This window comes from Flavobacterium gelidicaeli (assembly GCF_013294005.1).
Classification (GTDB): Bacteria; Bacteroidota; Bacteroidia; order Flavobacteriales; family Flavobacteriaceae; genus Flavobacterium.
Window position 1 is genome coordinate 247,188 of the sequence record NZ_JABSNK010000004.1, and the last position, 14,217, is coordinate 261,404.

At 32.5% G+C, this 14,217-nt stretch carries 13 protein-coding genes; 6 read left to right on the top strand and 7 right to left on the bottom strand.

Annotation, left to right across the window (positions count from 1 at the left end; all coding sequences use genetic code 11):
- Positions 1-6: 6 nt before the first annotated feature.
- The 5 genes from asnB to recF form a co-directional block, all read right to left on the bottom strand.
- Positions 7-1,854 (bottom strand): asparagine synthase (glutamine-hydrolyzing), encoded by a 1,848-nt coding sequence (asnB, locus tag HNP99_RS07820; protein WP_173852819.1) that lies wholly within the window; start codon positions 1,852-1,854, stop codon positions 7-9.
- Between the two features lie 2 nt (positions 1,855-1,856).
- The gene (locus tag HNP99_RS07825; RefSeq protein WP_173852820.1) at positions 1,857-2,924 is read right to left on the bottom strand and encodes a glycosyltransferase; all 1,068 of its coding nucleotides are present in this window, start codon (positions 2,922-2,924) and stop codon (positions 1,857-1,859) included.
- 9 nt (positions 2,925-2,933) lie between these two features.
- Entirely contained in the window at positions 2,934-3,614 is a 681-nt protein-coding gene (locus HNP99_RS07830; RefSeq protein WP_173852821.1) for a DUF2461 domain-containing protein, read from the bottom strand.
- A gap of 4 nt (positions 3,615-3,618) precedes the next feature.
- Positions 3,619-4,320: a rhodanese-like domain-containing protein gene (locus HNP99_RS07835; protein ID WP_173852822.1), complete on the bottom strand. Its 702-nt coding sequence runs from the start codon at positions 4,318-4,320 to the stop codon at positions 3,619-3,621.
- Positions 4,321-4,392: 72 nt separating this feature from the next.
- Positions 4,393-5,472: a DNA replication/repair protein RecF gene (gene recF / locus HNP99_RS07840; protein ID WP_173852823.1), complete on the bottom strand. Its 1,080-nt coding sequence runs from the start codon at positions 5,470-5,472 to the stop codon at positions 4,393-4,395.
- Between the two features lie 244 nt (positions 5,473-5,716).
- Between recF and HNP99_RS07845 the strand changes: the two genes are divergently transcribed.
- From HNP99_RS07845 to HNP99_RS07870, 6 genes are all read left to right on the top strand, one after another.
- The gene (locus tag HNP99_RS07845) at positions 5,717-6,490 is read left to right on the top strand and encodes a tetratricopeptide repeat protein (protein ID WP_173852824.1); all 774 of its coding nucleotides are present in this window, start codon (positions 5,717-5,719) and stop codon (positions 6,488-6,490) included.
- Positions 6,491-6,531: 41 nt separating this feature from the next.
- Entirely contained in the window at positions 6,532-7,104 is a 573-nt protein-coding gene (gene ribH, locus HNP99_RS07850; RefSeq protein ID WP_173852825.1) for a 6,7-dimethyl-8-ribityllumazine synthase, read from the top strand.
- A 167-nt stretch (positions 7,105-7,271) separates the two neighbouring features.
- Positions 7,272-9,146 (top strand): DNA mismatch repair endonuclease MutL, encoded by a 1,875-nt coding sequence (mutL, locus tag HNP99_RS07855; RefSeq protein ID WP_173852826.1) that lies wholly within the window; start codon positions 7,272-7,274, stop codon positions 9,144-9,146.
- Positions 9,143-9,895 carry a rhomboid family intramembrane serine protease gene (locus HNP99_RS07860; RefSeq protein ID WP_173852827.1) on the top strand — a complete coding sequence of 251 codons (753 nt, stop codon included), beginning with the start codon at positions 9,143-9,145 and terminating at the stop codon, positions 9,893-9,895. The genes mutL and HNP99_RS07860 overlap by 4 nt, the downstream gene beginning before the upstream one ends.
- A gap of 45 nt (positions 9,896-9,940) precedes the next feature.
- A complete protein-coding gene (locus HNP99_RS07865; protein WP_173852828.1) occupies positions 9,941-10,807 on the top strand; it encodes a rhomboid family intramembrane serine protease in 867 nt (288 codons plus the stop codon).
- 55 nt (positions 10,808-10,862) lie between these two features.
- On the top strand, positions 10,863-11,909 hold the full coding sequence (locus HNP99_RS07870) for an endonuclease/exonuclease/phosphatase family protein (protein WP_173852829.1): 1,047 nt from the start codon (positions 10,863-10,865) through the stop codon (positions 11,907-11,909).
- 19 nt (positions 11,910-11,928) lie between these two features.
- Here HNP99_RS07870 and HNP99_RS07875 read toward each other — a convergent pair whose 3' ends face one another.
- Together HNP99_RS07875 and lepB are read right to left on the bottom strand one after the other, a co-directional pair.
- A complete protein-coding gene (locus tag HNP99_RS07875) occupies positions 11,929-12,546 on the bottom strand; it encodes a WbqC family protein (RefSeq protein WP_173852830.1) in 618 nt (205 codons plus the stop codon).
- A 91-nt stretch (positions 12,547-12,637) separates the two neighbouring features.
- The gene (gene lepB, locus HNP99_RS07880) at positions 12,638-14,212 is read right to left on the bottom strand and encodes a signal peptidase I (protein ID WP_173852831.1); all 1,575 of its coding nucleotides are present in this window, start codon (positions 14,210-14,212) and stop codon (positions 12,638-12,640) included.
- Positions 14,213-14,217: the final 5 nt, after the last annotated feature.

Consider the following 14,217-nt stretch of genomic DNA (forward strand, 5'->3'; position numbering starts at 1 on the left):
TAAGAATTAAAATTTAGTTGCATAGGTTTTCAACCAAATATGCATCATAAATAACGGCATTATGTATGCGGTCATTCTGTTATCTCCTTTTTCTAGGTTATGAATAAGTTTACGGCTGTCGATATTTTTAAAATAGGACATTTCAAAAAGGTCGCTTTTAGCAAAAGCCGATAATTCTTGTTTAAAAACGGCGCTTTTTACTAAATAATCTCCCCATGGTGCGCTTAATCCTATTTTTCTAAAATTTAAAATTTCTTGAGGTAAGCGTTCTTGCATGGCTGTTTTTAATATGTATTTCCCTTTTTTACCTGTAAAAAGCCATTTGTCATCAAGGCTACCTAATCCAGTTATTAATCGTTGATCTAGAAAAGGTTCTCTACACTCTATAGAAGCGCCCATTGTGGTGCGGTCGTTTCGATCTAATAATGATTGTAAGTAGGTATGTTGGTCAAAATATAAGGCTTGACGTCTTAAATTATTTGGGTATAGTTCTTTGGCTTCTTTATAAATCTTATTTCTATAGTCGTTTTTTGGAGCCGTTTGCATACCAAACATTGTTGCAATATCCTGAGGATAAATATTCGATCCATTATAGAATACTAAGTCGGCTTGTGATTTTATTTTAGCGTAACGTGTTAATTTTTCATAACGGGGTTTTTTAGCAAAAAAATCTAAGTTTCCTAGTGCGGCAATTGCAGTTAATAAAGTCGGGTGTTGCAAGGCTTTGTAACGCACATAACCACCCATCAATTCATCGGCTCCTTCGCCTGATAGTAATACTTTAACGCTGCTTTTTGCTTTTTGAGCAATCGTTAAAAGATGCGGTTCGTTTAAGTGCATAATAGGTTCGTCTTGAAAATAAGTAGCATTTAATAAGCTATCGTATAGTTTATCGTCTTCAAGTTGTATGGAATGAAAATCGTATCCAAATTGGTGTGAAAGCATTTTTGCTAAATGTGATTCATTATGTTCTACTTCTTTAAAACCAATATTGAAAGTTTGTATGTTTTTGAAATTTTGAGCTTTCAAGGAAGCTAAAACAGAAGAGGAGTCTAAACCACCACTCAATAAAACGCCTACAGGAACATCACTGACCATACGGAGTTTTATAGATTCATCAAATGTGTTTCTAAACCAATCAACAGGATCTTTAATTATAGGTTGGTTTTGAATTTTTTTTTTTAAATCCCACCATTTTTCAGAGACTACTTTTCCGTTTTCATGAATTGTAATATGGTGACCAGGAAGCACTTTTTTTATGTTTTGATATAAAGTGTTTTCTCCAGCAACAAAACGATTAAAAATATATTCTTCGACGCCATCTTGCGCTATTTTTAACGGTACGCCTGCTGTAAATAGGGCTTTTTGCTCTGAAGCAAAATAAAGCGTTTCATTATAAAAAGAATAGTATAAAGGTTTGACACCCATTCTATCTCTGGCTATAACGAGTTTTTTTTCGTCTTTATCCCAAATGGCAAAAGCAAACATTCCGTTGAGGCGATGGAGCATTTTAAGGCCGTATAGTTGATAGAGTAGGAGTAAAACCTCAGTGTCAGAGCTCGTTTTTATAGTGTGTCCTTTGCTTTTTAATTCAGGGTAAAAATCTTTAAAATTGTATATCTCGCCATTGTAAACCAGTACATAACGGTTATTTTCAGAAATAAATGGCTGGTGACCAGCTGCAGAAACATCTAATATGGAGAGGCGTCTATGTCCTAATCCAATATTATTTTCGATAAAAACCCCTTTATCATCAGGGCCTCTATGCTCTAATGCGTCGCGCATTTTTGTCAAGCAATTAAGGACTACTCTTTTTTGTGACTGAAGATGTAAAATACCGTTTATTCCGCACATAGTTATTGGTCTTGGGAACTCAGAATAAGTTCGTGATATTGAGTTGCAATTAAGGTCATGTTGACTTTGTAATTTGCTTTTTCTCGTACTTGCTTTTCATTGAAAGTAATTGCTGTTTTGCGATAGTTTTCATTTTCAAAAGTAGTCAAAATAGTTTCGGCAAGGGTTTTGTAATCGTCTATTGGAATCAAAGATCCGTTTTGATTGTTTGTAATCCATTGCTGGTTTCCTTTTAAGTTTGTGACAATTGGGTAGCAGTTTGTAGCCATTGCTTCAAATAAAGAAGCCGAAACTCCCTCGGTATTGGGCATGCTAATATAAAAGTTGGCTTTTTGTAAATAGTGTGGTAAATCAGGATACGAAATTCTTCCGACGAATTTTACTTTCTGATTGAGTTGTAATTGTGTAGCTTGTTTTTTTAAATCATTCATGCAATTACCATCACCAATAAAGGTGAGTTCAAAGTCAATTCCCTTTTGCTGCAGCATACCAAAAGCTTTTAAAATAATTTCATGGCGGTATTCTGGCGTTAAAGAACGCGTTACCACGGCGCTAATTTTTTTAGATTCAAGCGAAGTATTTGGTTTAAAAGATTCAAGATCAATTCCTTTAGGTAAAACCATTACTTTTTTCATATCTACCTTAGCGGCAATCATTGCTGGGATCATAACTTGTCCCCAAGCGTGAATCAGGTTTGCTTTTTTAAATGCATATCGCTGTATTATTTTTTTTATGGGATAACTAAAAGAGTGTATGGGCCATAAATCCGTAATTCCTTGTTGTGCAATAACAATGCACTTTGCACCTGAGAGTGCTGCAAGAAAACCGTAGCTGGTAGTTCTTTCGGCAATTACAAGATCAGGCTGGAACGACTTGATTATTTTTTTTATTCTAAAAGGAGCACTTATAAATTCGGCTCCTCTTAATAAGCGGTTGATAAGGTTGTTTGATGGCGTTTTTAATTCCCAGCTGATAATTTCAAAGTCACCAAATTCTATTAAACCTTTGCACCAAGTAATGGCGTCAGCTCGATATGTTTCACCTAAAAAAAGTATTTTTCTTTTTATCATTACTATTGTTTAGAAGTCATCATCAACAGCTAGGGCACGATTCATGAATTCATTTAGCGGTTTTAAAAGCAATAGTTTTTTACTTTTTTTAGTTACAAAATCTTCTTGCGTAATTTCATTAATGTCAAATTTTTGAAGTACTTCAAAGCTTTTTAATTTTAATAATTCTATAGCAGGATGTTCTTTGTCGTATCCTCTTGGTGGGTTTTTAAGAGTACTTTTTTCATTTCGAGCAAACGTTCCAAACTCTTTCTTGAAAATTTTATTGTTGATGATTTCCTCTAAATCTTCATGAAAAAAGGCGATTTCCTTGCGCACTTTTTTTAAATCATCCGGTAGAGGGGAGTAAAAACCACCCGCAATAAAGCTTGCGCCCCTTTCTATATGTACGTAATAACCTGCTCTATTGTTGCCTTTAGCTCCGGAGGATAACCAAACGCCAACATGTGATTTGTAAGGCGACTTGTCTTTAGAAAAGCGTATATCTCTATTGATTCTAAAAGTACAGTTTTTTACTTCTAGCATTTCAAGTGAAGGATCTAAAGGTTTCATGATGTCAAGAAAAGCAGCTACCAGTTGATGGTAATCTTTCTTGAAGATCTCATATCTTTTTTTATTAGCAATAAACCAATCTCTATTGTTATTTGCTTTTAAGTCATCTAGAAATTGTAGTGAGTCTTTTGAAAGCATCTTATTACTTTTGTAGTTGTGTTCTTAGGTCTTTTTCATTTATAAATCCAGAATGTCTCCATTTAATTATTCCATTTTTGTAAAGTATAAGAGTAGGGAGTATTTCAAGATTTAATTGAGATATTAAAGTTTTGTTTTCATCTGCATTTATACTTATGATAACAACTTTACTGGCTAACTCAGATTTAAGAGAAGATAAATACGGATCCATATCTTTGCATAAATCGCATGATTCTAAATAAAAATTAATTAATATTTTTTTATCATTATCTAATAATATCTTATATTCTTTACTACTCATTCCTGTACTTTTAACTGAGGGTACGTTAAGCCCTGTTGCACTCCATTTTAAAAAGCCTCCATCCATTTCGTAAATAGTAGTAAAACCTAATTCGTTTAATTTACTACACGCTTTTTTACTTCTTCCACCACTTTTGCAATACACAAAAACAGGTTTTGTTTTGTCTAGTTTTTTAGCATCTGCTTCAAATTGAGTTCCTAGCCAATCTATATTTTTGGCGTTAAGCAAATGCTCTGCGCTAAATTCTTCAGGAGTTCGCACATCTATAATTTGAGCATTTTGTATGCTTTCTATTTTTTCAGCAAAAGCCTCAGGACTTATGGTGGTTACGCTTTGTGAATACTGTTTTTGACAACTAAAAAAAAGAAAACTAGAAAGTAAAAAGATTAAAAGTGATTGTTTCATGATATTGGTTATTTTAATTAATATAAAGTAGCTATTTATAAAAGTTTTTTAGAGTCGAATCTAAGTTAGCGATTATAAATTGAATATTTGATAGGGTTGTTGTGTTGATTTTACAATTGCTTCCGTCCTTTCCGGGTGTGTGTCTGATATAAATAATTGACCAAAAGTAGCACTGTTTACCATTTCTACGATTTTAGCAACGCGATTTTCGTCTAATTTGTCAAAAATATCATCAAAAAGAAGCAATGGTTTTACGCCACTTTGTTTTTTTAGAAATTCAAATTGTGCTAATTTTAAAGCAATTAGAAATGATTTTTGTTGGCCTTGTGAGCCAAACTTCTTAATCAAATGTCCGTCAATTTCAAAGGCTAAGTCGTCTTTGTGCGTGCCTACACTTGTATATTGCAGCGCTCTGTCTTTATTTATATTTTCATGAAAAAGACTCAGTAAATCTTTTTGAAACAAATGACTTTCGTAGACAATTTGTACGGCTTCTTCATTACCAGCAATGGCATAATGATGTTTATTAAAAATAGGAATAAACTCTGCTATAAACTCTTTTCTTTTTTCGAAAATATAACTCCCAAAAGCGTCTAATTGTTCATTATATATCGCTAAGGTGTCTTTTTCGAAAATATGATTTAAGGCAAAATATTTTAATAGTGCATTGCGCTGACTCATCACTTTTTGATACTGAATTAATTTTTGTAGATATTCAGGATTTGATTGAGAGATAACGCTGTCCATAAATTTTCTTCGCGTTTCGCTTCCTTCTACAATTAAGTCGCGATCTGCAGGAGAGATAATCACTAATGGAATAAATCCTATATGATCCGAGAATTTATCGTAGGCTTTACCGTTGCGTTTTAATATTTTTTTCTGCCCTTTTTTTAAACTGCAAACAATTTGCTCTGTGCGTTCGTTTTTGACGAATTCAGCATCAATTACAAAAAAATCTTCTCCGTGTTTGATATTTTGTACGGCCAAAGGGTTAAAATAACTCTTTCCGTAAGCTAAATGATAGATGGCGTCAAGCACATTTGTCTTGCCAATTCCGTTTTTACCTACAAAGCAATTGATCTTACCTTCAAACTCAAAAGTAGCTTCTGCAAAATTTTTATAATTGAATAAGGAGATTTTTTTTAAATACATTTAAGGCTTGCTGGTATTGAAGATTTTATTGTTTTTGAGTGGTGTTTATTGAGTGGGTAAAATTATTGAAAAATATCGATATAATACTCTTTTAACGTTTTTCTGTTGTTAAAGTTTTATCTTTGTAATGATAAGATGATGCGCTAAATAAATAGTTTTTTTATATTTAAATATAAAAATCTTGTTTTTTTGCGTGGGTTTGAATAAAAATTTTATTTTTGCGGTTCACTAAATATAAATTTAAATGGCTACTTACAGTAAAAGAGGATATAAGGCTCCAAAAGAAAAGGAAGTAAAAGATACAGTTGAAGATGTTAATATTGACGGAACAGACAGTACTACTGAAGAAGTTTTTTCGAAATTAGACGAAACTGCTTCTAAAACGGAAGACTGGGTAGCTAAGAATCAAAAAATAATTATTGGTTTTGTAGGTGCTGTTGCTTTACTTACTGTAGGGTATTTAGCGTATCAAAAGTTTATTGCAGAGCCAAAACAACTTGAGGCGGCAGATGAAATGTTTGTTTCACAACATAATTTTCAATTAGCTACTGAAGGAGTTGCTAGTGATTCACTTTATAAATTAGCATTAAACGGATCTGAAGGGAAATTTGGATTCATAAAAATCGCAGATGAGTACTCAGGTACTGATGCAGGAAACTTAGCTAATTACTATGCTGGTATTGCTTACTTGAACACAGGTAAATATGCTGAGGCAATTGATTACTTGGGGAAATTTAAATCAGAAGATATTGTTTTGAATGCTTTAGCAAAAGGAGCAATTGGAGATGCATATTCTCAAAAGAATGAACAACAAGAGGCTTTAGATAATTATTTAAAAGCAGTTGCTGCTAATAAAAATGATTTTACTACACCGCGTTTCTTGTTGAAAGCTGGAAAAACAGCTTTAGCTTTAGGTAAAAAAGAAGATGCTTTAAAATACTTTACTGATATTAAAGATAATTTTGATACCGCTCCAGAAGCAGCACAAGTTGATGCTTTAATTGGGATGGCACAATAATCAAAATTCAGATTTAAAATCTAAATTTAAAAAATAATACAATGGCTACCGTAAATAAAAATTTATCTGTTTATGATAAAAGCACACTTCCTAAGGCGAAAGATTTTCGTTTTGGAATAGTAGTTTCTGAGTGGAATGACACCATTACTGAAGGACTTTATAAAGGAGCTTACGATGCTTTTTTAGACAATGAAGTGGTTGATTCTAATATCATCCGTTGGAATGTTCCTGGGAGTTTTGAGCTTATTTATGGCTGTAAAAAAATGTTGCAAACGCAAAATGTTGATGCAGTTATTGCTATAGGATGTGTTATTCAAGGGCAAACAAAACATTTTGATTTTGTATGTGAAGGTGTTACTCAAGGAATTAAAGACCTGAATGTTCAAACGGATATTCCAGTTATTTTTTGTGTGCTTACTGATAATACAATGCAACAATCTATAGATAGAAGCGGTGGTATTCACGGAAATAAAGGTACTGAGGCTGCTATTGCTGCAATCAAAATGGCTTTTATTCGTCAACAAGCCTCTTTAACTCACGAATATAAAAAACAAGCTTTACTAGCTTCTGGACAATTGCAAATTGAAGATTTGCCTTTGAAAATAGAAGAATAAAGAAGTAAATATTTCATTATGAAACCTATACTGTTCTAAAAATGGTATAGGTTTTTTTGTTTTATTTATGACGGTCTAAAGGCTTAAAGCCAATGGAAATTTGTTAAATTTGTATACTTTATAAGCTTACTAGCTTAATTTTTTAAAACTTCAAAATAAAATTTTTAATGTCGAGTATAATTCAATTACTTCCTGATCATGTTGCGAACCAAATTGCTGCTGGAGAAGTAGTTCAAAGACCAGCGTCAGTTGTTAAAGAGCTACTTGAAAATGCTGTTGATGCTAATGCAACGGATATTAAATTGATTATAAAAGATGCTGGAAAAGCATTAGTACAAGTGATCGATAACGGAAAAGGAATGAGTGTTACTGATGCTCGTTTGTGCTTTGAACGTCATGCTACTTCAAAAATTAGATTAGCCGAAGATTTATTTTCATTGAGTACTAAAGGATTTCGTGGTGAAGCTTTGGCTTCTATTGCAGCAATTGCTCATGTTGAAATGAAAACCAAACAAGATCAAGAAGAACTAGGGACACAAATTGTTATTGAAGGGAGTAAATTTGTCTCTCAAGAAGTGGCTGTTTTGCCAAGAGGGACTTCATTTGCAGTTAAAAATTTGTTCTTCAATATTCCTGCACGACGCAATTTTTTAAAGTCGGATACGGTAGAATATCGTCATGTTGTTGATGAGTTTCAACGTGTCGCATTGGCACACCCAAAAATATCTTTTACCTTTTACCATAACGGAAGTGAGATGTTTAATTTGCCAGTTTCAACAATGAGACAGCGAATTGTAAATATTTTTTCAGGTAAAACAAATGAAAAATTAGTTCCAGTTCAAGAAGAAACAGATATTATTATTATTCAAGGATTTGTAGGTAAACCTGAATTTGCTAAGAAAAGTAGGGGAGAGCAGTTCTTTTTTGTAAATGATCGTTTCATAAAAAGTGGTTATTTGCACCATGCGGTTATGGCTGCTTATGATGGTGTTTTAAAAGATGGTGCACAACCTAGTTACTTTTTGTATTTAACAGTACCGCCAAATACAATTGACATCAATATTCATCCTACCAAAACAGAAATTAAATTTGATGATGAACATGCTTTATATGCCATTTTAAGAGCATCTATAAAACACAGTTTAGGACAGTTTAATGTAGCTCCAGTTTTAGATTTTGATAGAGATTCTAATTTAGATACACCTTATAGTTATAAGGATTTACAAGGGGAAACTCCTACGATACAGGTGGATAGGAGTTTTAATCCGTTCTCTGATGATAAAATAAACAAACATTATTCCTCAGCTTCCTCGGCATCGTTTCCGTCTACTTACCCTAAAAAGTCAGAGCAAGGGCCTAGTTGGGAAAGTTTGTATGTAGGTTTAGATAATGATTCAGGGAATAATAGTGACGAGATTTCGTTTGAAAGCGAAGCGGTTACAGGGTCTTTATTTAATGATGAAGATGTAGAGCAAACAGTTAATAATGCGTACCAAATTCATAAAAAATATATTGTATCTCCTATAAAATCAGGAATGGTTATTGTGGATCAACAGCGTGCTCATCAACGTGTTTTGTACGAGCAATTTTTGACTAATATGACAGTGCAACAAGCGTCAAGTCAGCAATTGTTATTTCCTTTGGATTTGTATTTTTCATCTGTAGAGATGGAACTTATTGAGGAATTGAAGCTGTCTTTGATAAATACTGGTTTTGTTTTTGAAGAAACTAAGGCGGATCATATTATGATTTCAGGGACACCGGTAAATGTTACAGAAAGTGAAGTTTCATTAGTGTTGGAGCAATTATTAAGTGATTTGCATGATGGAATACCAGAGAGTAGTTTTAGTCAAAATGATACAATAGCTAAATCAATGGCCAAGAGTTTGGCTGTAAAAACAGGGACTTCATTAACGGTCAAAGAGCAAGAGAATTTAGTCAACGGACTTTTTGCTTGTAAAGATCCAAATGTTTCCCCATTTCAAAAACCCACTTTCATCACCATGCGTGTGGAAGATATAGATAAAAAATTTGCATTATGAAAAATTTAACCGAAGCAGTAAAGCAATTATTGATAATTAATGTGCTGTTTTTTATTGGTACACAAATCGTAGGAGATGGTGCTTATAAATTTCTAGCCATGTATTTTCCTGAAAATGAAAATTTTCATTTTTGGCAAATTATTACCCACATGTTTATGCATGGCGGGTTCATGCATATCTTCTTTAATATGTTTGCTTTGTATTCTTTTGGGTCTGTTCTTGAGAATATTTGGGGAACTAAAAAGTTTGTTTTCTTTTATATTTCTTGTGGTTTAGGTGCTGCTTTATTGCATACAGGAGTTAATTATTACTTTTTTAACGAAAGTTTGAATACGCTTATTGCAAATGGTTTTTCTAAAACAGAAGTTTTACAACTATTAAATGAAGGTAAAATTAATACACAATGGCAAGAATTATTAACAGTTTCTGAATTTCAAAACTTCACTGGTGCTTATATGGGTACGGTTGTAGGAGCATCTGGTGCTATTTACGGTTTACTAGTTGCTTTTGCGTTTATGTTTCCTAATGCTGAGTTAGCACTTATGTTTATCCCTGTGCCTATTAAAGCAAAATACTTCGTGCCAATATGGATGCTTTTATATGATGGTTTTTTTGGTATCTTAGGTAATTCTTTCATGGGGATTGGTCAAGGTGTTGCGCATTATGCTCATATAGGTGGTGCAATTACAGGTTTGATTATGGTGTGGATTTGGAAAAAAAACCAGTTTAATAATAAACGTTGGAACTAAATAATGCTTGCGTGAAGAATGGAGTATAAACGCTAAACTAAAAGGATGAATATTTTAGAAGATTTAAAATTACAATACAAGCTTGGAGGAATAGCACATCGGTTGATTTACTGGAATGTTGGTTTTTTTCTGATTTCATTGGTTTTTTTCTACAACTTTCAAGGAAATAGTTTTAATTTTCCGTCTTGGCTTGCACTAAAAACAGATCCTAATCCTTTTATCTATTCTCCTTGGACGCTTTTAACTTATGCTTTTTTTCATGATGGTTTGCTGCACTTGTTTTTCAATATGATTATATTGAATTTTTCAAGCAGGTTGTTTTTAACTTTTTTTACTCAAAAGCAATTTCTGGGATTGTATTTTTTGAGTGCTGTTTTTGCAGGAATTGTTTTTATAACAAGTTATTACTTTTTAAATATAAGTTCAGGTATTGTAGGCGCTTCGGCAGCAATTATGGCAATCTTAGTAGCGGCAACTACTTACCAACCATTAATGAATTTGCGATTAATGTTTATTGGTAATGTAAAATTATGGCATGTTACTGCGGTGATTTTAATTTTAGATCTTATGCAGTTTCGTTTGGGCAATACGGGAGGTCATATTTCGCATTTAGCGGGTGCTTTTTTTGGATTTGTATTTATTCAATTATTAAAAAACGGAACTGATTTAAGTAAGATGGTTACCGCTGTGGTCGATTTTTTTACTAATTTATTTAAAAAATCAAATAAGTCGCCTTTCAAGAAAGTACATAAAAATTATCAACCTCCTGTTAAGGAGAGGGCTACATCAAAAATAATTACTAAGGATAAAGCACAACAACAAATTGACGAAATATTAGATAAAATTAGCCAATCAGGTTATGATAGTTTGTCTAAAGAAGAGAAAGAATTTTTGTTTAAAACAGGTAAATAATAATTGTATTTAAACGTTGTAACTGTACCACAATAATCACTGAACAATCAAAAATATGAAAAACCTTTCTTGGTTCAATAAAGGCATGTATTTATTAAATATGTTGTTAATATTGGTAACATTTATTGCGTATGTGCTTCCTTTTCTGGCACCAAAAATGTTTCCTATTCTTTCGGTGTTAACGTTGATCATGCCGCTATTTTTTATACTTAACGGCTTGTTTTTTATATATTGGGGTATCCAGTTTAAAAAGACGATGGTGTTGTCAGGTTTAGTACTATTAATGGGGATCACTTTTATAAATAAATTTTATAAGTTTTCAGCAAAAGAACTTCCTGATGATGATAAAGCTTTTGTTGTAATGAGTTATAATGTTCGTTTGTTTAATCTTTTTAAATGGTTGGATAAAGAAGATGTTCCTGGAAATATACTGTCCTTTATTAACGATAAGAATCCGGATATTTTATGTATTCAAGAGTACTCTAATTCAGCTAATATTGATTTGAAAGTATACCGTCATAAGTTTATTTTAATGCAGGGAAATAAGATTAAAACAGCGCAAGCTATTTTTTCGAAATTTCCAATTATTAAAGAAGGAAATATTGCGTTTCCTAACTCGAATAATAATGTAATCTACGCTGATATAAAAAAAGGGAAAGACATCATTAGAGTGTATAATATGCATTTACAGTCTATAAAAATATCTCCAGATGTAAATGAGATTTCCGAAAACATTGATGTCATCAATCAAGAGAAATCACAAATGATGCTTTCTAGAATCAGTAAAGCTTTTAAGCAACAGCAACAGCAAGCAGAGATTTTTAAAGAGCATAAAAAAGATTGTAATTATCCTATTGTTATATGTGGGGATATGAACAATAGTGCATATTCTTATGTGTATCGCGGAATAAAAGGAGGGTTAAAGGACGCTTTTGAAGAAGCCGGCGTTGGCTTTGGAAAAACATATAAATTTAGATATTACCCAGCAAGAATTGACTATATATTTGCTGATGCAAAAATGAAAGTCAAAAAGTTTGAGACCTTCTCAGATTTTGAAAATTCAGATCATTACCCTATAATGGCTGAGCTTTCTATGGATTAAAATTTTTATACTATATTTCTTAAAGCGTTTGTTCTTTTAAGTAATCTATAGTAAATTTCCCTTCATTAAATAATAAGTCTAGTATGCTTAAGTTGTTTATAAAGCCATGTTTGTCATCAAAAACTTGTGTATAGGCAGCAAATGAAGAAGTATCTTTCTTTCCATTTACTAGATTGCGATGATCCAAGAAGAGATTTATATTTACTTCATGATGGTATACTGTAGTGGTATCAAAATCAAATTTTTTACGCAAACTTTTAGATACAAAATCTAGAGTTTCATAATTTAAATCCAATAAAAAATTGTGTTTTTTTTCGAAAATTAAACGCAAGTCGTCTTCAAAAAACTCAAAGAACGGGGAGTTTTTATACGCTGTTTCTAGTGATTTGTAGTGCTGTTTTTGCCAGTCAAAGTCGGAATCAATTTGAATGTCTTTCGTTTTTTGGTGCCCTAATTTAGCATGTCTAACTGGAATGTTTAATAATTGTATTCCGTTTGGACTATAAATATAAGTTCGGTTACGATTTGTCTGCTTTTGAAAATTATCTTCTATTTCATAAATCACTTTATCAGCTTTTGCTATAGCAACAAAATGACTTATTGAAGGGAAGTAGGTAGGATGTAATAAGGTATTCATTTTTATATAAATTAAAAGTATTACTAAAATAGAAAGTCATAAAGTACTCTTTTAGGAATAACTTTATGACTTTCGATAATTAAACTTTTGATTATGCTTTATTCTCTTTTCTTTTTTTCCAAAAGTATTCACCAACAAAAAATACTGCCAATGCAATTAAGAAAAACTTAAAGTAAGACTGTGGTTGTCCTTCTCCACTTACTGTGGTGAAAACTCTGTCCCAGCGCACTTTATTGAATCCTTTTCCGTTTGTATCCCAGCTCATCCAGATAAAAACAGGTTTGCCTACAATATGGTTTTCAGGAACAAAGCCCCAGTAACGACTGTCTTCGGAGTTGTGGCGGTTGTCTCCCATCATCCAGTAATAATTTTGTTTAAAAGTATAGTCTTTAATGACTACCCCATTTAATCTGATTTCATTACCAGTTACCTTTAAATCGTTCTTTTCACCATTATCATTTAACTCGTATGTGCTAATTATTCTTTCATAAAAAGGAAGTGTTTCACTATTAAGTGCTACAGTTTTTCCTTTTTGCGGAATGTATATTGGTCCCAGGTTATCTTGATTCCAATTAGTGTTGTGAGGGAAAATTCCACTTTCAGGAGTCTTAGCGATACGTCTTGTAACTGCAGTTATTCCAGGAATACTTTTTAAATATTCAGCACTAGCTGCGGTAAGAGCACTAAACATTAGTGTATCTCTTTTTTCGGGATTCTTGAAATAAGCAGGATCTGTAATGTCTAATTTTTTTAATAAGTACTCAAAGTCTATGTTTGTTTTACCATCTAAAGCAACTTCATAAGAAAATTGAGGTTTAGCTCTTTCAGGTAACTGCAGCACTTTGTCGTCTATGTAAACAATTCCGTCTTTTACAGAAAGTGTGTCTCCAGGAATACCTACGCATCTCTTAACGTAGTTTGATTTTTTATCTACAGGTTTGATAACTCCAGGTCTTCCTTTAGGTTCAAAAAAGTAATGAACAGTATCAACAGGCCAGTTAAATACAACAATATCTGTACGTTTAATATCTTCAACTCCAGGCAATCTAAAATAAGGTAATTCAGGCCATTTTAAATATGATTTGCTTTTTGTAAGCGGTATAGAATCATGAACCATAGGTAATGCTACAGTGGTCATAGGTACTCTAGCGCCATAATTTACTTTACTCACAAATAAGAAATCACCAATAAGCAATGATTTTTCAAGAGAAGAAGAAGGAATTGTAAAGGGTTGTACAAAATAAGTATGTACAAATGTAGCTACAATTACGGCAAATAATAGAGAACTTACTGTGTCTGCGGCTTTATTTTGTGGACTTAAAGTTCTGTCAGCGGTATAGTTTAAGTCTTGTGTGTAATTAACGTAGTAGATGTATAAACCACAAGTAATTATTCCTAAAAAAGTGTCTAAGCTAGTTCTTTTTCCAAAACTTCTTAATGTTTCAATCCAGATTACTGGAAACATAATTAAGTTAATAATTGGGATGAAAAGTAATAAGGTCCACCAAGTTGGTCTTCCTATGATTTTCATTAATACAATTGCGTTGTAAACAGGAATTGCTGCTTCCCAACGCTTTCTTCCTGCGGCTTCATATAATTTCCATGTTCCTAAAAAGTGAACAATTTGAATCAGTAAAAAAAACACAAACCATTGATATAGTGTCATAATTA